A 21,523-nucleotide genomic window follows, 5' to 3' on the forward strand; every position below is an offset into this window, starting at 1 on the left:
CTTATGGAGTTAATCCATACTAAATTAAAAATAAATGTTTAAAGATAATATCCTACTTATTACAGGTGGAACTGGCTCTTTTGGTGGTGCAGTCCTAAATCGCTTTCTAAATACTGATCATTTTAAAGAAATTCGTATTTTCTCACGAGATGAAAAAAAACAAGATGACATGCGTAATTCCTTAAAAAATGATAAGGTTAAATATTATATAGGAGACGTTCGTGATTTTAATAGCATAAATAAGGCAATGACTGGTGTGGATTATGTCTTCCATGCAGCTGCTTTAAAGCAAGTTCCTTCTTGCGAGTTTTTTCCATTAGAGGCTACAAAAACTAATGTTTTTGGTACACAAAATGTGATTGATGCTGCAGTTGCTAATCATGTTAAGAAGGTAATATGCTTAAGTACAGACAAAGCAGCTTATCCAATTAATGCAATGGGAATTTCAAAAGCTCTGATGGAGAAAGTGGCTATCGCAGCATCAAGAAATATTCCTGAAAATACCACAACTGTATGCTTGACAAGATACGGTAATGTGATGGCATCCAGGGGTTCAGTAATTCCACTCTTTTTGAAGCAAATTAAAGAAGGTAAAACTTTAACCGTTACTGATCCAAATATGACGCGTTTCTTAATGTCCTTGGAAGAGGCAGTTGATTTGGTCTTATTTGCTTTTGAACATGGGAATCAAGGAGATTTGTTTGTGAATAAAGCTCCCGCAGGTACAATTGGAGATTTAGCCCTTGCATTAAAGGAATTGTGTAACGCCGACAACGAGATTAAAGTGATAGGTACAAGACATGGTGAGAAGCTTTATGAAACTTTATGTACCAGAGAAGAAATGCAAAAGGCAGAGGACATGGGGGATTTTTATAGAGTTCCTGCTGATAATAGAAATTTGAATTACAGCCAGTATTTTTCTGAAGGTGAGCCCGACTTATCACAGATTGAAGACTATCATTCTCATAATACTGAACAATTAGGTGTTGAAGGAATGAAAGCATTATTAGCTAAACAGCCCTATATTAAGAGAGAGGTATTTGGCGACGTTTCTGCAGTTGAATATCCTGCTTAGAATGATTATAGATCCATTATTTATCCCTGGAGGCACACATGTGGATGGCCGGGGAAGCATTTCTTTCGTCAATAATTTTAAATTGGATGAAGTGACCAGGTTATATCACATTGAAAATAAAGATATCAATGTTGTCAGAGCTTGGCAAGGGCATCAATTGGAGCAAAAATGGTTTTATGTAGTCGAAGGTGAGTTCAAGATCGTACTTCTTAAACTGGATGATTGGATTGAGGAGTCAAAACTAACTGAACGTTTCGAATATTCTATTAAAGCTTTTGAGGGGGTATTGCATGTTCCTGGAGGTTATGTAAATGGGTTTAAGGCATTATCTCCGAATTCTAAGATGATGGTGTTTTCTAATTTTACTGTAGAAGAATCAGTTAATGATGACTATAGATTTAATAACAAGGAATGGTTTAATTGGGATTAATTGTTTTTATGAAATTTAGGTGCTTGCAGATATTGTTTTTTTTAGGTTTTTATTTGGTCAATAGTGGAAGCGCTGTTGCGCAAAAAAAAACAATTAATGCTTCACAAAAAACGAAAAAATTTATCATATATAATGCTTTATTATATGGGAAGACTCCGGACTTAACTCAGTATGGATTTAAGCAGTTTTTTATTTTTTATGAAGACGATTTAGTAACAAAAGGAATAAACAGATCGACTGGAGTTGAAGAAGGTGCTCCTGATTTAAAGAAAATAAAAGCAGCAGCATTAAAATCAAAACAGGATCCAAATATCCCTGTTTGTCTTGATATTGAATCCTGGACATTAGATGATGCACATGTGAAAAACTCATTGTTAAAGTACATGGATGTTCTGAATACTTTTAAAAGATATAATAACCTAAGTAAAATTGGATATTACGGCGTTTTTCCACATCCTTCTCCTCATAAAGAATACTGGTATGAAAATGAAATGAGAGCAGGCATTATTATGAAGCGGTGGAATGAGACAAACAATAACGTAAAGGAAGTCGGACTAAACGTGAATATATTTTTCCCTTCATTCTATACTAGGAATAAAGATTTAAAAATTTGGAAGAAAATTGTACAAGAAAAGGTAGCCAAAATAAAAAGCATTCGTAAGGACGCTAAAATATATGGATTTGTATGGCCACAATATTATTCTGATGATCAGCCATTTAATTTCATTGATCAGGAGCAATGGAAGTTTCAATTGGAAACTTTATACCAATATTGCGATGGTATAGTTATCTGGAGCCACTATTTGGGCCCGAATAATAAACCGATAGATTTTGATTATAAAATGCCATGGTTTCAGACAACACTACAATTTATTAATAAATATAAAATAGCTAAATGATAAAAATAGGAATCACCGGTCAGAATGGTTTTGTTGGAAAACACCTGTTTAATACACTGGGGCTTTTCCCAGAAGAATTTGAAAGAGTATCCTTTGAAAGGGAAGACTTTGAAAATGAAGTAAAACTTCAGAACTTTGTAAGTGACTGCGATGTTATTGTTCATTTGGCTGGAATGAACAGGCACAATGACCCTCAGGTTATTTATGATACAAATGTTGGATTGGCAACGAAACTCATAGCAGCTCTAACTGCAACTGAAAGTAAAGCCCATGTTTTATTCTCCTCTTCATCTCAGGAGGAACGAGATAATTTATATGGTAAAAGCAAAAAAGAAGCAAGGGAGCGTTTGATAAACTGGGCCCTAAATTCAGGTGGTAGTTTTACAGGATTGATCATTCCAAATGTATATGGCCCTTTTGGACATCCTAATTACAATTCATTTATTGCTACATTTTGCCATCAGTTGAGCCATGGAGAACAGCCAAAAATTGAAGTAGACGGGGTGGTAAAGTTGATTTATGTTGCTGATCTTGTAGAGGTAATGATTGATGAGATCAGGACTGGCAAAGGAAATGATTTGCTGGTTATTCCTCATACTGAAGAAAGAAAAGTCTCAGATATCCTCCTTCTCCTTGAGAAATATACTGAAGCATACCTGAAGTTGGGAATTATCCCAGAATTGAAAAATAGATTTGAATTGAATCTATTTAATACTTTCAGATGCTATAATAACATTGGTGATCATTTTCCGGTGAAATTTACTCAGCATACAGACCCTAGAGGTGCTTTTGTTGAGGTGATTCGTCTAAATGTAGGCGGACAAGTTTCTTTTTCTACGACTGTCCCAGGTATCACACGAGGAAATCATTATCATACTCGTAAAATTGAACGATTTGCAGTGATAAAAGGAAAAGCTTTGATTCAACTGAGAAGAATAGGTACAGAAGAAGTTTTAGATTTCTACCTTGACGGAAAAGAGCCTGCATATGTGGATATGCCTATTTGGTATACGCATAACATTAAAAATATAGGTGAAGAAGAATTATATACTATCTTTTGGATAAATGAATTTTTTGATCCAAATGATCCAGATACATATTTTGAAAATGTTTAACGAGTTTTGAAATAACAGCACAAACATAAAATGAGAGAAAGATTAAAAGTAATGACGGTGGTTGGCACCAGACCTGAAATTATAAGATTGGCTAGAGTAATGGCAGCACTAGATGCTTCTGAAGCGATTGAGCATGTTATTGTTCATACTGGTCAAAATTATGATTACGAATTGAATCAGATTTTTTTTGATGATCTTTCGATTCGTAAACCTGATTTTTTCTTAAATGCAGCAGGGGCAACTGCAACAGAAACAGTTGGACAGATTCTAATTAAGATCGATCCTTTATTGGAAGCGGAGAAGCCAGATGCATTTTTAGTATTAGGAGATACAAATTCCTGTTTATGTGCAATTCCGGCAAAAAAACGCCACATACCCATTTTCCACATGGAAGCGGGTAATCGTTGTTTTGATCAACGTGTTCCGGAAGAGACAAATAGGAAAATAGTAGATCATATATCAGATGTAAACCTAACCTATAGTGACATTGCAAGAGAGTATTTATTAAGAGAGGGTTTACCAGCTGATAGAATAATTAAGACTGGCTCTCCGATGTTTGAAGTATTAGGCCATTATATGCCTGAAATTGAAAGCTCAGATGTCTTGAGTCGCTTGAATTTGGAAGAACAGAAATATTTCGTGGTTTCCTCACACCGTGAAGAGAACATTAGCAGCGAAAAGAATTTCACGAACCTAATGAAAAGCTTAAACCTGATAGCTGAGAAGTATCAATATCCTATTATTGTGAGCACGCATCCGAGAACCAGGAATATGATTGATGCAAAAAAAATAGAAATGAGATCAGAAATTCAGTTTCTTAAACCAATGGGATTCAACGATTATAATGCACTTCAAATGAAGGCATATGCGGTATTGTCTGATAGTGGAACAATTTCTGAAGAATCATCAACATTGAACTTTCCTGCACTGAATCTGAGGGATGCTCATGAGCGTCCTGAAGCAATGGAAGAAGCTTCAGTAATGATGGTGGGGATGAATCCAGAACGCATTATGCAAGCTCTTATTCAATTAAAGTATCAAAAGAGAGGAACTGAGCGTAACTTCAGAAGGGTCGCCGACTATTCTATGCCAAACGTTTCTGACAAGGTTGTTAGAATTATTATAAGCTATGTTGATTATATCAAACGTGTTGTTTGGTCCGAGTAAAAAATAATGAGTAGAAAAATTCTTATACATTCAATCGTTTTTAGTCCGGATGGAGTTTCAACGGCATATCTTTATAATGATATTGCACTTAAATTTGCTAACAGAGGTTATGAGGTTGTTGTTTTAACGACCACACCCCACTATAATGTTCTAAAAGTTTAATTGTGTTGGATAAAAAAAAAATCTGGATAATATCGGAGGTGTTTTATCCAGATGAAACATCTACCGCTTACATTATGACAAACATTGCAGAAGCACTTAGTGAAGATGCGGAAGTCCATGTTTTATGTGGCCCTTTAGGTTACGGGGAGCTACAGTCTTCTAGCAAAGGATTGCCTGGAATTACATTTCATAGACTAAATGCCTTTAACTTTGATAAGAACAACATCATCAATAGATTGTTAAGGTTGTTGTTTTTGAGCATGGGTATGTTTTTCTATGGTCTGTTTAAGATTAATAAAAAAGATAGTGTTTTTTTAGTTACAAATCCGGCACTGTCTATACCATTATTTAGCCTTTTAAAAAAGGTCAAAAAATTTAACTATTCAATATTGGTTCATGATGTTTTTCCGGAAAACTTAATTCCCGCAAATATTATCCGATCGAAAAGTAATTTGATTTATATGGGGTTAAAATCTGTTTTTAACTGGAGCTATAGGAAAGCAGATAAACTTATCGTTCTTGGGCGGGATATGGCAGATATTATGTCTGGGAAGACCAAAAATAAAACTGAAATCTCCATTATAGAAAATTGGGCTGATTTGGAGAATATTCAGGTAAGTACTTTTGAGGAGAATGATTTGATCGAGGAGCTTGGTTTAAGGGATAAAATTGTTTTTCTGTTTGCTGGTAATTTAGGACGTCTTCAGGGATTATCATATCTAATGGAGCTGATTAAAGAGGTTGATAATAATTTGCTTCATTTTGTTTTTGTTGGAAATGGAGCGTTGTTGGAAAAATTAAACGATTTTGCGAAAACCGAAGAATTAAATAATGTTACGTTTCTAGGATCGTTACCCAGGAGTAAGCAAAATGTATTTCTAAATGCATGTCACTTTGGGATTGTAACTCTGGAGCAGGAGGTTTATGGTTTGGGGGTTCCTTCTAAAACCTATAATATCTTGGCCTCAGGCAGACCAGTTTTTTTTATTGGAAACAAGAAGTCTGAAGTTGCTCAAATGATTAATGAGTTTAAATGTGGTGTGTGTTTTGATAAAGACGAGAGAGCGGAAACCATTAATTTTCTAAATACTCTTAACGAGCGTAATCTGCAGGTTTTTAGATTAATGGGGCTGCAGGCAAGGTCTGTTGCGGAGGGGAATTATGCTAAAGAAGCCATTTTAAATAAGTTTAAAAAAATAATGTTGAATGAAGTTTGATAGTGTACTCCTGACAGGGAGAACTGGATTTTTAGGTAGTTATATTTATTCCCACCTAAAAAATAGAATAAAAAAACTGGACACTTTAGGCCGTTCAAATATGAACGATTTGTCCTTCGATTTAGCTGGGGGGAGAATAAAAATAAGCAATAAGTACGAGTTAATCATTCATTGTGCAGGGAAAGCTCATGTTGTCCCTAAAACGAAAGAAGAAGAAGAAGAATTCTTTGATATTAATTTAAAGGGAACTAAGCATTTACTAGACGCTTTAGAAAGTAGTCAAAATTTGCCTAAATCCTTTGTTTTTATAAGTACTGTTGCTGTATATGGACTTGATTCAGGAAATAATGTAAATGAGAATTACCCATTAAATGCAAGTGATGCTTACGGTTCAAGTAAAGTGTTAGCAGAAGATCTGGTTCAGGCCTGGTGCTTGCAACATCATGTAGTCTGTACGATATTAAGGCTGCCGTTAATAGCGGGTATTAATCCTCCAGGTAATCTGCGAGCCATGATCGAAGGAATCAAGCGGGGGTATTATTTTAATATCAGTGGAGGAATTGCAAAAAAAAGTATTGTATTAGCTCAGGATGTTGCTGAGATAATTCCAATTGCTGCTGAAATTGGAGGTATATATAATCTCACAGATGGTAATAATCCCACTTTCTCTGAACTGTCTGTCGTTATTTCAAAACAGTTGAATAAATCTAAACCTATAAGTTTACCTAAATGGCTCGGTTTAATCGTCGCGAAAATTGGGGATTTAATAGGAGAAAGAGCCCCTATTAATACTAAGAAACTAAATAAAATAACCTCAGATTTAACATTTGATGACACACTTGCCAGACAAAAATTAGGATGGAAGCCATTGTCTGTTCTTGAAGGTTTAAAAATTACATAAATGAACAAGAATACGTACGTTTTAATTATGGCAGGCGGGGTCGGCAGTCGGTTTTGGCCAATGAGTAGTAACAATTTCCCAAAACAGTTCATTGATATTTTAGGGATTGGGAAATCTTTATTGCAATTAACTTATGAGCGGTTTCTTAAGATATGTCCCTCAGAGAATATCTTTGTATTATGTAACTCTCAATACGAAAACCTGGTGAAGACCAGATCCCTGGAATTGTTGATGCTCAAATTTTGTTAGAACCGAGTAGAAATAACACGGCTCCTTGTATTGCATATGCTAGTTACAAGATTTTGAAAGATAATCAAGAAGCAATTATTGTAGTTGCCCCATCTGATCATCTAATCCTTAAAGAAAAAGAGTTTCTGGATAGAATTGTGCAAGCTTTAGAATTTACAGCTTCGAATGATGCTTTGCTTACTTTGGGAATAAATCCTACACGACCAGATACCGGATATGGTTATATTAATTTCAATCCAAAGGGAGTGGCTGGTTTGTTTCTAGTTAAGCGATTTATGGAAAAACTGGTATTGGAAAAAGCACAAGAGTTTCTGGAAAGTGGAGATTATTTATGGAATGCGGGGATTTTTATTTGGTCCGCCAGATCAATTCGGCGTGCATTTCAAGAGCATGCTCCTGAAATTCATCATATTTTTCAAAAGGGAGACTCATATTATAATACTGAAAACGAGATAGAATTTATCTTAAAAAACTATCCTGATGCGCCCAATATTTCTATTGATTATGCCATTTTGGAAAAGGCAAAGAATGTCTATACAATCCCCGCGGACATTGGTTGGTCGGATTTGGGGACTTGGGCCTCTTTGCAAGCAATTGCTGATAAGGATTTAGATAATAACGTTTTAAATTGTAAAAAGGTAGTTCTGGAGGACACCGAGAACTGTATTGTTCATCTACCATATTCCATAATGCCAAATCGGGCGATACGTATAATATTGGTGGACATAATGAATGGAAGAATATTGACTTGATTCATCTACTTTGTTACATTATGGATCGTAAGTTGAATAGGAATCCAGGCGAGTCAGCTAAATTAATTACCTACGTAACAGATAGATCAGGGCATGATTTACGCTACGCAATTGATTCTAGGAAATTGCAAAATGAACTTGGTTGGGTACCATCGTTACAATTTGAAGAAGGCATGGAAAAGGTTGTGGATTGGTATTTAGAAAATGAATTATGGCTTGACAGTGTTACTTCAGGTAGTTATCAGGAATACTATCAAAATCAATACAGTGTTAAATAACGAAATAACAAAATGAACGTAGATATTAAAATCCTGGTATTTGGTGGTGTTGGCCAATTAGGAACGTGTAGAGAAAAAGTTAGTGAGGAAAGAGGTTTGAGTTCATTGTTATATCTGGATGAAATCCAGGGAAACATTTTAGACCTGGACTTGTTACATAGATTATTTCAGAAAGAATCTCCTCAATTTGTAATTAATTGCGCCGATTATACAGCTGTAGATAAGGCAGAAGAAGATGTTGAACTTTGTGAGAAAATAAATAAAATTGGTGCAGAAAACCTGGCTACTCTTTGTGCGGAATATAATGCGACGCTAATCCATGTTTCAACGGATTTTGTTTTTGAAGGAAATCTTCCAAAACTTTTGAATGAACTTGATATTGCAAACCCAATAAATGTTTATGGTAAAACGAAACTGGATGGAGAATTGGGGATTAGCAGCATTTTGGAAGCCCATTATATTTTAAGGACAAGTTGGTTATATTCTGAGTTTGCAAATAACTTTGTGAAAACAATGCGTAAGCTAGGAGCTGACCGTGAAGAACTTAGTGTTATTGTTGATCAGGTAGGAACGCCAACTTATGCGGTTGATTTGGCAGGTGTCATTCTGGATATTATAGGAATTAACAATGAAAAATACGGAACTTATCATTACAGTAATGAGGGGGTAACATCCTGGTATGATTTTGCTAAAGGAATTTTTGATCTTAGTAAAATTGAGGTTAAATTAAACCCGATTCCTGGTTCAGCATACCCCACTAAAGCGATTAGACCTGCATTTTCAGTGCTGGATAAAACAAAAATTAAAAACACATTTGGGCTAACAATACCTTATTGGAGGGATAGCTTGCTTAAATGTATTGAACAATTAGATAAACAATCATAATGAAAGGAATAATTTTAGCAGGAGGAAGTGGTACTAGATTGCATCCTCTAACTTTAGTAATGAGCAAGCAGATGATGCCTGTTTATGATAAACCAATGATCTATTACCCGCTTTCTATTTTAATGCTGGCAGGGATTAATGAAATATTGATTATTTCAACACCACATGATTTACCAAATTTTGAAAAACTATTAGGTGATGGCTCTAAACTAGGATGTAAAGTTACTTATGCAGTACAGGAAACTCCAAATGGACTGGCTCAGGCTTTTGTAATTGGAGAGAAATTTATTGGTCAGGATAAAGTTGCTCTAGTGCTTGGTGATAACATTTTTTATGGAGATGGTTTGGCTAAGTTGTTACAGTCTAGTTCTAACCCTGATGGAGGTGTTGTATTTGCTTACCAGGTGGCCGATCCAGAACGCTATGGTGTTGTGGAATTTGATGATGACAAAAATGTGATTTCAATAGAAGAGAAGCCTCAGCAACCAAAATCTGATTATGCTGTCCCAGGTTTGTATTTTTATGACAATGATGTCGTTGAAATTGCTAAAAACATAAAGCCTTCGCCTCGTGGTGAATATGAAATTACGGATGAAAATAAAGAATATTTATGGAGAGGGATGTTAAAAGTAGGTGTTTTAAGTCGTGGAACGGCATGGTTAGACACAGGAACCTTTGCCTCATTAATGCAGGCTGGGCAGTTTGTTGAGGTGATTGAAGAGCGACAGGGACTTAAGATTGGTTGTATTGAGGAAGTTGCTTATCGCATGGGCTACATCACAGCAGAAGAGTTAAGAACTATTGCTGTGCCTTTAGTGAAAAGTGGGTATGGAAGTTATTTATTGAAACAAATTAAGTGATGCTTTATTTGATATTAGTTCCGATTTTTTTTGTTGGGATGCTTTTGTATTTCAAGGTCGCAGACCATTATAATATTATTGATCATCCGAATGAGCGAAGTTCTCATTCGGAGATTACCATTCGAGGAGGTGGAATTATCTATCTTTTCGCCGCACTGGTAGGACTTGTTATACATCCAGAATTCTGGATACCTATTTTGGGCTTATTTATTATCGGCATAATTAGCTTTGTGGATGACCGAATTAGCTTGTCTGGGAAGATTCGGCTTGTTTTCCATTTGGCAGCTGTTTCACTACTTTTTATTTTTTTAAACATTTTCCAAATCTTGCCCATCTGGGCTACTATAATGCTTTATGTTCTGGTTATAGGAATCATCAATGCTTATAACTTCATGGATGGGATAAATGGGATTACAGGTGCTTATAGTATGGTAGTTCTCGGAGGATTACAATATGTAAATTACAGAGTGGTTAATTTTATCCATCCTGATCTAATTTGGTTGCCTATTTTGGCCTCTTTGGTTTTTTTATTTTTTAATTTCAGAAAAAAAGCAAAGTGTTTCGCCGGGGATGTAGGAAGTGTGACCGTTGCTTTTTGGATCATATTTTTATTACTAAAATTGGTGTTGCTTTCCGAAAACTATACATATGTCTTATTTTTAGCAGTCTATGGAGTAGATACCATATTAACAATTATACATCGTTTAAAATTAAGACAAAATATTTTTGATGCGCATCGTCTCCACTTTTATCAGATTTTAGCCAACGAGCAAAAATGGCCACATTTACTGGTCTCTTCTGTATACGCTTTATTGCAATTGGGCATTATTGTTGCAGTGATTTGTTTACCATGGAGTTTATTGCCAGTTTTTTTAATTACAATCATACCTTTGGTTTTGATCTATATCTTGATTAAACCTCGAATATATGTAGTAACTGAAATGTAATTTATACTTAAGATTTGGTATTACTTTATGGTTTATTTTTTATTAAATTTGGCAAGATGTACTAATTAAGCTCTATGTTCACTAAACTTGAAATTGTATCCCGTTGGATTATCTTTACTATTGATATTTGCTTAAGTCTCCTGGCTTTATTGTTTGCTGTTATTCTACAACACAACTTTATCATTGATAAGATCAATTTTGTAGGATTTTACAAATCAATTCTTTTGGTCATTGCCGTCAATACTTTAGTTTTCTACAGTGTGAAAACATTTGCTGGCATTGTGAGGTATACTTCAGCACAAGATTCTTTCCGAATTTTGTTTTCAGTTATCCTGAGTTCCTTAGTGATTTTCTTTACAAATGCAGTGATCATAGTAGGAACTGGTTCTTCTGTGGTGAGTAATGTGGCCATAGTCATTTATACCTTGTTTAGTTTCTTAATGTTAATCACCTATAGAATTATTGTGAAATACTTCTTTATGTACCTAAAAAATGCGAAGCTGGATAAAATCAGGGTAATCATTTACGGGGCAGGTGAGGCTGGAGTAGCTACTAAACGAACTTTTGATCACGATGCTAAGGTAAATAAAACCATCATTGCTTTTGTGGATGATGATTTGAGAAAAGTTGGAAAAACGATTGACGGGGTGAAAATTTTAGATGCCTCAGAATTGGATCATTTGATCGTAAAACATGAAGTCGATGAGATCATTTTCGCGTCTTATACCATTCCAACCGACACAAAAAATCGGGTAGTAGACGTGTGTTTAGAGCATAACGTGAAAATCCTGAATATCCCTTCTCCGGATGTATGGGCAAGAGGACAGGTAACCACTGCTCAGATTCAGAATTTGAATATTGAAGACCTCCTAAACAGAAAGACCATTGAAATTGATATCAATGGAATCCAAAATCAGCTGAAAGACAAAAGGATTTTGATTACTGGTGCTGCCGGATCTATAGGATCTGAGATCGTTCGCCAATTGTTAAAATTTGAAACAGGCTTAATTATTCTTTGTGATCAAAGTGAGACCCCCCTACACAATATTTATTTAGAATTAGAGGAAACCCATGTCAATACCAATTTCCATGCTTTTATTGGAGATGTAAGGGACGAAAAGAGAATGGAGTTTCTTTTCGAAACCTATAAGCCACATTATGTATACCATGCTGCGGCATACAAGCATGTGCCTTTAATGGAGGATAATCCTGCCGAAGCCATCAAAACAAATGTAATGGGTACTAAGATGATTGCTGATAAATCAGTGAAGCATGGTGTGCAAAAGTTTGTCATGATTTCTACGGATAAAGCGGTAAATCCTACCAATGTAATGGGGGCTTCCAAAAGAATTGCAGAGATTTATGTACAATCCTTGAACAATTCTTTGCACCATACCAATCATATTTTTAGCAATGGCTTAAGTTATATCAATGAGCTCAATACAAAACCGATCACCAAATTCATTACCACGCGTTTTGGAAATGTTTTAGGTTCAAATGGATCGGTAATTCCTCGTTTTAAACAGCAAATTGAGAAGGGAGGCCCGGTGACGGTAACTCATCCTGAAATTACACGCTATTTTATGACCATTCCTGAAGCTTGCCGTTTAGTACTAGAAGCGGGTTGTATGGGTAAAGGCGGAGAGATCTTTGTTTTTGACATGGGCAAATCGGTGAAGATTGTGGAACTCGCAAAAAAAATGATTCGTTTGGCAGGTTTGGTGCCTAATGAAGACATTAAGATAGCTTATTCTGGCTTAAGACCAGGTGAAAAGCTATTTGAAGAATTATTAAACGACAATGAAAATACAATGCCGACCCACCATGAGAAAATCATGATTGGTAAGGTCAGAGAATATGATTTCAATGAAGTACAATTACAATTGGTAAGATTGGCTGGTTATGCAATAACCGATCATACCACCAAAGTAGTACAGCAGATGAAAGTCATGGTACCTGAATTTAAGAGTAAAAATTCCATCTTTGAAGAGTTGGATGTGAGCCGTCAGGAAGCTCCTGAAGTGCCACAAAATTAAATCCCCTACATGAATTTTAAAATCAAACATATCTCCTGGATAGGAGCCCTATTATTTGGTAGCATATGTGCAAAAGCACAGACACCCAATGTCAATATTCCATATTCTTACCAGTTCTATCAGAAACTGAATAAATCGGTTTATGATGTGAATACCCGGTCTCATTCTTCTATAAAAGGTTTTTATGCAGATGACTCCTTACTGGTTCATCGCTATAACGAATTGATGAAAATGGGTACCGATTCTTTAAACCGTCGTTCCTGGCTAAGAAGAAAAATTACTGAAGAACATTTCTTGAATTTTAAAGGGGAAGACTATGAAGTCTACGCAGATTTTTTGCCTGATTTTCAGATTGGACGGGAATTTGAAGAGGGTAAAACAACCTGGATAAATACCAGGGGTGTGCAACTGGGTGGAAAAGTTGGTAAAGAATTCTCATTTTATACAAATGTGTATGAAAATCAAGGAGTTTTTGCGAATTACCTGACGGATTTTATCAACACGAATCAAGTTGTGCCCAGTCAGATGTCGGGTAAATTATCAGGTACAACTAAAGACTGGTCTTATGCAACCGCTCTGTTGTCTTATACACCTAATAAGCATTTGAATCTTGCATTAGGTTATGACAAGAATTTTATTGGAGATGGATACCGCTCTATGCTGCTTTCTGATGTAGCAGCCAATTATTCTTTTGTGAGGTTGCGAGCAAGTTTAGGTAATGTACAATACCAGACTGTTTTTGGCTATATGCTGGATCCTGGAGCTGATAAGTTAACTACAGATAGACGTTTGGGAGACAGGGGGAAATGGGCAGCAATGCATTATATTGATTGGAATGCGACGAATCGTTTCTCTATCGGATTTTTCCAGGCAGTAACCTGGGCAGATGCAGAACCAGAAGGTAAAAGGGGCTTTGACTTTAATTACATTCATCCATTCATTTTCCTTAGATCAGTAGAAGGTGCCAATACCACATCACCAGATAAAATGCGCCTGGGGATCAATACTAAATATGAGATTCTAGATAAAACTACGGTTTACGGTCAGTTTATGATAGATGAGTTTACAGCCAAAGAGTTTTTTGGAAACAAGGGCTATTGGGCAAACAAATGGGCTTTGCAATTAGGTTTCAGAGGCTCCGACTTATTCAAGGTTAAAGGACTGAACTACCTTGCTGAGTTTAATACCGCGCGGCCTTATACCTATGCACACTTTGATAGAGTATCAAATTATGCAGCTATGAATCAACCATTAGCTCACCCGATGGGGGCAAACTTTAGAGAAGTATTGGGCCTGATGAACTATACCTATAAGCGATTCGATTTTCAGGGGCAGTTAATGTATGCCAGATATGGTTTGGATCCGGAAGGAAAGAACTACGGTAAGGATATTTTTAAGCCTTATGATACAAGAGTAGCTGATTATGGCAACTATATCGGACAAGGGATTAAAACTAACCTATACTTTGCCGAAGGACGTGTAGCCTATCTTTTAAATCCAAAATATAACCTGCGCTTAGAAGTAGGTGGGGTTTATAGAAAAGAAAGCAATAGTCTTGGAAACAAAAATACTGGCCTGATCACATTTGGTTTAAGAAGTACCTTTAGAAACTTATATCAGGATTTTTAATCCCAATTGTAATAAAGCATTTTATAAGGCCAGCAGTAATGCTGGCCTTTTTATTTATACGCTGTTTTCTGTGGTAATTGCAAATAATAATATTCTTAATGTGAATATAAACGATTACTGTAATTTTTGAATTAACCCTTTTTTTTTAGATAATAAACCCTACTTTTGCATTTAATTAGATTTCTTCTAAATAACGGGTTGGGATTAACTCGCTATTTTTCAATTATTAACAAGGGATGCGGGGTAGCGAATATTATCTTTTTTTGTTTTTTTTCCTGATTTCAGTAACACTCGTTTTACCGGCTCAGGCTCAGCAAAAAGACAAAAAAAGCAGTTCTTCAAAAAAAGATACAGTAAGTACTACATTAGACAGCCTTAAGGCGAAGCAGGTTTCGCTGGATGAAGTAGTCATCACGGCTAAGGAATCAAAAGGGTTAAGTACCTCTTCGATTATTGATCGTAGGGCAATGAAACACCTGCAGCCTTCTAGTTTTACAGATTTACTTTCGCTCTTGCCTGGTGGCAGATCACAAGATCCCAACCTAAGGTCAGCCAACCTGATCGGATTAAGGCAAACAGGAACACCAAGTACAGATTACGATATTTCTTCACTGGGAACTTCATTTTTAATTGACGGGGCTCCAATCAGTACCCGTGCAAATATGCAATACACCGCTGGTTTAATGAATCAAAGTGATGCGAATTATAAAAGAGATATTACCGGTAAAGGAGTAGATATGCGTACGCTTTCTACCGATCAGATTGAACGCGTAGAAATCATCAGAGGCATCCCATCTGTTGAATACGGCGATATCACCAATGGTGTGGTAAAGATCATCCGTAAGCAGGGAGAAAGTGGTGTTGAGGCAAGAATTAAAGCGGATGGCTTTAGTAAACTTGCTTATGTTGGAAAAGGTTTCGCCTTCCCGGATAAGAAAACATTCCTGAATGTAGACTTCGATTTTCTGAATTCCAAGTCCGATCCCACCAATAGTTTTGAAAATTTTAAAAGAGTAAATACCTCCATCCGCTTCAACAAGCTTTGGGAAAATAATACCAGGGACATCAATTTTAAAAGTGACCTGGATTATGGGACTTCCTTCGATAATCAGCGTGTTGATCCGGATGTGGATGTATTGGGAATAGACAAATATAAGTCTGAGTACAATCGACTGGCTTTAAGCAATAACCTGGATATTGATTTCCATCAACAGCGTTTCCTGAAATCCATTCATCTGAAGTCTTCATTGAGCATGCAGCACGACCAGATCAATCAGACCAAATGGGTACAGACGGGAGCGGCCTCAATTTTAAATCCTTATACAGAAGCTGGGGTACATACGGTTGGCTTTCTTCCCGCAAATTATACTGCGCACTTATTGGTGGATGGAAAACCTGTGGATGTTTTCCTTAAGGCGATGGCGAAAATGGGTTTTAAATCAGGGAAAATCAACCATGGAATTTTAGTAGGAGTAGAAGCAAATTATAGTAAAAACCTGGGACGTGGACAAGTTTTCGACCCGTATCTTCCACCTGCAGCGGGGATGAGCACCAGACCGAGAGCCTATAAAAATATTCCTGCAACGAAAGACCTATCGGTTTTTGCGGAGGATCTTGTGGATGTTAACTTAGGTAAACATAAACTTGAAATGGCTGCAGGGGTTCGGGCGACTACCATGGCAGGCCTTTCAGCAATTGATCCCCGTGTAAATGCACTTTGGGCCTTGCCAAAAATCAATATAGGGGCACAAAAATTACAGATTAACCTGGGTGCGGGTATTGGCTGGCAAAGTAAATTCCCGGTAATTGCTCAATTGTATCCGGATTATACCTATTCTGATTTGGAACAGCTCAACTATTATCACAATAATCCGGAGTATAGGACGGCCAGCGTGATGACCTATAAATTCCTGGCGGAAAATAAAAATCTTCAGCCAGCAAGAAATAGAAAATGGGAATTAAAAGCGCATTTCTCCATGAACAGAAATCGGTTGAGCATAACCTACTTTAAAGAATCAATGTCCAACGCCTTTAGAAATAGTACGGAACTAAAGTTTATGGACTTTAAAAGATACGATGCATCGGTTCTTGATCCCAATAAAATCACCGCAGCGCCGGATATTAAAGATCTTCCATACCGGGATTTGAAAGCCATGAAGCTCATAGGTTTAGTGACAAATGGAAGCGCCATTTATAAGGAAGGAATTGAATACCGCTACAATAGTCCGAGGATAAATAAAATTAATACCCGGATTACGGTTGATGGTGCCTGGTTTAAATCTGTTTATGAAAATAGCCTGCCCGTTTATAAAACAAAGGGCCTGGTGATCGATAATGAAGAATTCATTTACGCAGGTCTGTATAATGATGATAATGGTTATATCAGATCTCAATTGAATACCAATGCTACCATTGACACTTATCTGCCAAAAATTGGATTGGAATTTTCGACCTCGATTCAAAGCAGATGGTTTTCTTCCAGCCAGAATGCCAGGAAAAGTGGGACGCCAATCGAATACGTTGATGTAAACGGGGTTACTCGCCCTTATACGGAAGCCGATAAAAAAGATAAATACCTGCAATGGCTCAATACGGATTATTCTGAAGAGCTATTTGTGAAAAACACCATCCCATTAGATGTCAACGTTAATTTTAAAGTGGTCAAAAACTTTAAAGACAAAGTTCGCGTCGGGATGTTTGTGAACAGGATTTTTAATTATGCACCAGATTATAAGGTGAATGGTTTTACAATCCGGAGGTCTGGATTTAACAGCCCTTATTTTGGAATGGAATTGAGTTTTAATTTATAATAAAAGAGATGATGAAGATGACTTTACGTAGTTTGTGGATGCCCTTGTGTGCATTAATGATGCTTAGCGCTTGTAAGAAGGACAGTACTTTGGAATTAAAACAAGTAGCGCTAACCCTGACGCTAGAAAATCCGGAAAGCCTTAAAGAGGCTAAACTTTCAAATGTAAAAATAACTTTTAAAGAGATTAATTCGGGTAAAGAAACGGTAAGCACCAATGTAATCGACCAGAAATTAAATATTTCCTTGAGCGAAGGTTCTTATGATGTGAGCCTCGATGGTACGGCTGAATATGCCCTTGAAGGTAAAATAACGACCAGAAAAGTAGCCGCACTTAAACAAGGAATGATACTTAAAGGTGCACAAGCTGCGGAAAACCTAAGCCTGTTTATTGGACAGGAAGGTTCTGGATTTGTAATTCAGGAGATTTTCTTCACCGGAACGGTAACAGCAGAAAACAAACAATATACAGGAGATAAGTATTTTCTGATTTATAACAATTCATCAGAAACATTATTTGCGGATGGCCTGGTGATCGCACAATCGGCCTTTCTAACTACGGAGAAAAGAAATTATACACCAGATGTAATGTCTCAGGCAGTAGCGGTATCAGGCGTCATCAGAATCCCAGGATCTGGAAAAGATCATCCGGTATTACCAGGAAAGTCCATTTTAATCGCTGATGATGGCATCAACCATAAAGAATTTAACCCTGGTTCTATAGACTTGAGTAAAGCAGATTTTGAAATTTTCAATAAAAATATGGATGACATTGATAATCCTCAGGTGATCAATATGGAAAATACTTACGATAAATTCGTTTTTCATAACAGAGGCTTTAGCAGTTATGTTCTGGCTCGTTTTCCAAATGGAACCGATGATTTCCTGACCAATTACCAATACAACTATGATTATAACCTGATAGTAAACGGCATCACGTATCCAATGGATCAGCAAGAATATAAAATTCCAAACAGCTGGATCATTGATGCAGTTAACTTAAGTGTACAGGCTTCATTCCAATGGATCGTAACAGACCCTTCTTTGGATATGGGATGGACTTTCTGTGGTAAACTAGCCAGTGATAAAACCAGATATGGTAAAAGTGTAAGACGTAAAGTGTTGTCTACTACAACTGAAGGTAGGGTGATTCTTAAAGATACCAATAACTCCAGCCTGGATTTTGATGCGGAAGTGAAGCCTTCCTTAATGAAATAACCTAATGTTTAAACAATTAAAAGTTTTTATAGTGATCATGGTCGCTGGCATCGGTTTTTCCTATGCCAGCGATACTGTTTCGTTGGATAGTACCCAACTAAAAAAAGCGGATAGCCTTGGATTACAACAAAAACTGAAAGCGTATTACGCCCCAATCCATCGCTTTACTGATGGCTTTTTTAGCAGTCCGGCAATGAAGTATTATTCCCGTAATTATTCCTTAACCGAGTTCAATCTTGGTTATAAAGAAAATAAGCAGGAAAGGTATGAACTACAGCAAGGTGATGGCATACAGCAATTTGGTTTTGATACGGAAGCGTTTTTGAAACATAAAGACAAAGATGTGCTCTGGGGTTCTGCAGCCTATTCTAATGGAAAAAGGAAAAATGTGCTGTGGAACGAAAGTTCTGATTATGCAATTGTAGCTCCTTATGTGATGGCTGATACTGTTGGTGGCGACCTATCTTATGAGGAATATTCATTTAGTGGCGGATATGGGATTCAGCTTGGTAAAACGATGCTCGGTATCTCCGGAACATATAGAGCTTTATTAGAATACAGAGACATTGACCCAAGGCCTAAAAATGTGGTTTCGGATATGGAGTTTGAACTCGCTGCAGCCCGTTCACTTAATCAGAAATACCAGTTGTCCTTTGGACTTTCAGTGAGGAAATATACCCAGGAGAATACGCTGAAGTTTAGCAGAGAATTTAGCTCCCCAATGGTTTACCATATGAGCGGTCTGGGGGTCGATAATAAACTGATTGCAGGTAATAAAACACAAACGTATTATAATGGTGGAGGATACGGCCTGCAGTTCCAGCTGGCACCAAAAGATAAAGTGGGTTTGTTTACCAATCTGGAATACCGGAATTTTTCTTTTGAAAAGACGATCCTTGATTTGCAGGCTTTACCAGTATCAGAACTGAAATCGAAACTTTGGAAAGGAGAATTGGCTTATTTGCTGGGTGACCAGGAACGTCAATACGGACTGAAATTAGCTGCAAGTACAGAACAAAGAACTGGAATTGAAGGAAAGTTTGACAACCGTGGACAAGACAATTATCTACTCATTTCGAAAAGTAAGAATTACCTGCATGAACAATCCGACTTTCGTCTAATGGGGATTTATAATGTGCAAAAACAAAATGCACTATCCTGGCAGGTTTTGGCTGATATTGGGTACTCCTCAGATAGAACTGATTATGTGGATCCGGTAAGAAGTATGGACTTTTCTGCACTAAGTGGAGGCTTAAATCTGGGTTTAACCAGTACTTTTGGGCAATCAATGATACAGGCTCTGATTGGCGGAAAGCTTTCAAAAAATACAAATGCAAGTCGTTCATGGTCAGATTTAAAAACCTCCAGCGAGATTTACAGGATGCTGGAAAGTAATTATGAGTACCGTACTTCTGATTACCAACAGTTAAATTTGTCGGCCAGATGGGATTATCCCCTGAACAAGGGAATTGCCCTCTCACTGAAATCGGCTTATAGTTACACTGCTTTTGATTCAAAGTATAGCGGAAACCAATTCCTGATAACAGCAGGGATTACCTTTTAAAATTTTATAATGAACAGAATATTTATCATTTTTTCTTTCCTTTTGATCTTTGTGATCGGATCTGCTTTTTATTCAGAAGATGAGCAGGATACTTTAAGAGCACAATATAGTAAGCCAGTCAGTCAGTGGCCAAAACCAATAATCGACAGCGGTGTAAACTGGACGGAAATGAGCTCGCTTCCTGCAATAGACAGTAATTACTTCGCGAAGATGGAAGAACCAAAGGTGATGCTGGGTCAACTGCTATTTTTTGACCCTTTGCTTTCTGGTTCCAACCAGGTTTCTTGTAGCAGTTGCCATGATCCGGAGATTTCCTGGGCAGACAAACGTGCAGTCGCATTAGGTAATGACCACCTGCAAGGAAATAGAAATACACCATCCTTACTCAATGTAGCGGAACGTAAAACGCTCTTCTGGGATGGCAGAGCAGCAACATTGGAAAGCCAGGTAGATGGCCCGATTACAGCACACCATGAAATGGATATGAAGCCTCAGGCTTTGCCTAAGAAATTAGGGAAAATAAAAGGTTATAGAGAATTGTTTAAGAAAGCTTATGGACAGGAAAAGATCACTTATCCGCAAATTGTGGCATCCATAGCCGAATTTGAAAGAACCATACGCAGCAGAAGAAGTCGATTTGACCGCTTTCTTGACGGAGAAACCAAAGTTTTAGACGATCAGGAATTGCATGGACTACACCTTTTCCGCACCAAAGCAAGGTGTATGAATTGTCACAATGGTAAATACCTGACAGATGAAGCGTTTCATAATATCGGCTTAACCTATTACAAGCGCAAGTATGAAGATCTAGGACTTCACCTCATCACCAAAAAGGCAGAAGATGTAGGGAAATTCAGAACACCATCACTTAGAGATGTCATGCATACCGGTCCATGGATGCACAATGGGATGTTTGATAGCATCACAGGCGTAGTCAATATTTACAATAGCGGAATGCACATGATTGATCCAAGCGAAGCGCAAGCTAAGGCTGATCCATTATTTCCAAAAACAGATCCCTTGCTGAAACCATTGAAATTAACCAATGCAGAGATCAAGGCAGTGGTTGCTTTTATGAATGCGATTACCGCAACTCAGTATCATATGAGAAGACCAGAATTGCCAAGGTAATTTTTGATTCCTGGAATTTTCACTGAAAATAGCTGCGGAGATCCTCCTGGAATTCTTGCAATCTGTCTGGTAGACAGTAGTTTTAATCCAACTGATCAGGAGCTTTACTGAGCTCCTGATCAGTTGGGAATCTCATCAGGTAATTCTTTAAAATATCAGCGTAAAATGGGCCTTTAGGGAGGAATTTACGTACTTTTGC

General features: G+C 37.1%; 18 protein-coding genes and 1 pseudogene. All 19 read left to right on the forward strand.

Features of this window, described 5'->3' with window-relative positions; genetic code table 11:
• The first annotated feature begins 34 nt into the window (after positions 1–34).
• Complete coding sequence (locus tag R2Q94_RS02370; protein ID WP_316819828.1) at positions 35–1,075, forward strand: polysaccharide biosynthesis protein; 1,041 nt, start codon at positions 35–37, stop codon at positions 1,073–1,075.
• Position 1,076: 1 nt separating this feature from the next.
• Positions 1,077–1,505, forward strand: coding sequence for a hypothetical protein (locus tag R2Q94_RS02375; RefSeq protein WP_316819829.1), 429 nt, complete (start codon positions 1,077–1,079; stop codon positions 1,503–1,505).
• 8 nt (positions 1,506–1,513) lie between these two features.
• Positions 1,514–2,404 carry a hypothetical protein gene (locus tag R2Q94_RS02380; protein ID WP_316819830.1) on the forward strand — a complete coding sequence of 297 codons (891 nt, stop codon included), beginning with the start codon at positions 1,514–1,516 and terminating at the stop codon, positions 2,402–2,404.
• Positions 2,401–3,519, forward strand: coding sequence for an NAD-dependent epimerase/dehydratase family protein (locus R2Q94_RS02385; protein ID WP_316819831.1), 1,119 nt, complete (start codon positions 2,401–2,403; stop codon positions 3,517–3,519). The genes R2Q94_RS02380 and R2Q94_RS02385 overlap by 4 nt, the downstream gene beginning before the upstream one ends.
• 30 nt (positions 3,520–3,549) lie before the next feature.
• Positions 3,550–4,686 carry a non-hydrolyzing UDP-N-acetylglucosamine 2-epimerase gene (gene wecB, locus R2Q94_RS02390; RefSeq protein WP_316819832.1) on the forward strand — a complete coding sequence of 379 codons (1,137 nt, stop codon included), beginning with the start codon at positions 3,550–3,552 and terminating at the stop codon, positions 4,684–4,686.
• 236 nt (positions 4,687–4,922) lie between these two features.
• Complete coding sequence (locus R2Q94_RS02395) at positions 4,923–6,065, forward strand: glycosyltransferase family 4 protein (RefSeq protein WP_316819833.1); 1,143 nt, start codon at positions 4,923–4,925, stop codon at positions 6,063–6,065.
• Positions 6,055–6,966 carry an NAD-dependent epimerase/dehydratase family protein gene (locus tag R2Q94_RS02400; protein WP_316819834.1) on the forward strand — a complete coding sequence of 304 codons (912 nt, stop codon included), beginning with the start codon at positions 6,055–6,057 and terminating at the stop codon, positions 6,964–6,966. The genes R2Q94_RS02395 and R2Q94_RS02400 overlap by 11 nt, the downstream gene beginning before the upstream one ends.
• 60 nt (positions 6,967–7,026) lie before the next feature.
• Entirely contained in the window at positions 7,027–7,215 is a 189-nt protein-coding gene (locus R2Q94_RS02405; RefSeq protein WP_316819973.1) for a hypothetical protein, read from the forward strand.
• On the forward strand, positions 7,209–7,967 hold the full coding sequence (locus R2Q94_RS02410) for a mannose-1-phosphate guanylyltransferase (RefSeq protein WP_316819835.1): 759 nt from the start codon (positions 7,209–7,211) through the stop codon (positions 7,965–7,967). The genes R2Q94_RS02405 and R2Q94_RS02410 overlap by 7 nt, the downstream gene beginning before the upstream one ends.
• Positions 7,895–8,245, forward strand: a pseudogene (locus R2Q94_RS02415) (GDP-mannose 4,6-dehydratase); the annotation flags it as partial. The gene R2Q94_RS02410 and the pseudogene R2Q94_RS02415, both read left to right, overlap by 73 nt.
• Positions 8,246–8,257: 12 nt before the next feature.
• On the forward strand, positions 8,258–9,130 hold the full coding sequence (gene rfbD, locus R2Q94_RS02420; protein ID WP_316819836.1) for a dTDP-4-dehydrorhamnose reductase: 873 nt from the start codon (positions 8,258–8,260) through the stop codon (positions 9,128–9,130).
• Entirely contained in the window at positions 9,130–9,990 is an 861-nt protein-coding gene (rfbA, locus tag R2Q94_RS02425) for a glucose-1-phosphate thymidylyltransferase RfbA (protein WP_316819837.1), read from the forward strand. Before rfbD ends, rfbA begins: the two co-directional genes overlap by 1 nt.
• Positions 9,990–10,937 carry a glycosyltransferase family 4 protein gene (locus tag R2Q94_RS02430; RefSeq protein ID WP_316819838.1) on the forward strand — a complete coding sequence of 316 codons (948 nt, stop codon included), beginning with the start codon at positions 9,990–9,992 and terminating at the stop codon, positions 10,935–10,937. The genes rfbA and R2Q94_RS02430 overlap by 1 nt, the downstream gene beginning before the upstream one ends.
• 74 nt (positions 10,938–11,011) lie before the next feature.
• Positions 11,012–12,973, forward strand: coding sequence for a nucleoside-diphosphate sugar epimerase/dehydratase (locus tag R2Q94_RS02435; protein ID WP_316819839.1), 1,962 nt, complete (start codon positions 11,012–11,014; stop codon positions 12,971–12,973).
• 9 nt (positions 12,974–12,982) lie between these two features.
• Positions 12,983–14,602, forward strand: a complete 1,620-nt coding sequence (locus R2Q94_RS02440) for a gliding motility protein RemB (RefSeq protein ID WP_316819840.1) — start codon at positions 12,983–12,985, stop codon at positions 14,600–14,602.
• A 263-nt stretch (positions 14,603–14,865) separates the two neighbouring features.
• Positions 14,866–17,412, forward strand: a complete 2,547-nt coding sequence (locus tag R2Q94_RS02445; RefSeq protein WP_316819841.1) for a TonB-dependent receptor — start codon at positions 14,866–14,868, stop codon at positions 17,410–17,412.
• Positions 17,413–17,420: 8 nt separating this feature from the next.
• A complete protein-coding gene (locus tag R2Q94_RS02450) occupies positions 17,421–18,629 on the forward strand; it encodes a DUF4876 domain-containing protein (protein WP_316819842.1) in 1,209 nt (402 codons plus the stop codon).
• Positions 18,630–18,633: 4 nt separating this feature from the next.
• Positions 18,634–20,193, forward strand: coding sequence for a DUF6850 family outer membrane beta-barrel protein (locus R2Q94_RS02455; RefSeq protein WP_316819843.1), 1,560 nt, complete (start codon positions 18,634–18,636; stop codon positions 20,191–20,193).
• 9 nt (positions 20,194–20,202) lie between these two features.
• Entirely contained in the window at positions 20,203–21,324 is a 1,122-nt protein-coding gene (locus tag R2Q94_RS02460; RefSeq protein ID WP_316819844.1) for a cytochrome-c peroxidase, read from the forward strand.
• Positions 21,325–21,523: the final 199 nt, after the last annotated feature.

Source organism: Pedobacter gandavensis (assembly GCF_032678465.1).
Lineage (GTDB): Bacteria > Bacteroidota > Bacteroidia > Sphingobacteriales > Sphingobacteriaceae > Pedobacter > Pedobacter gandavensis_B.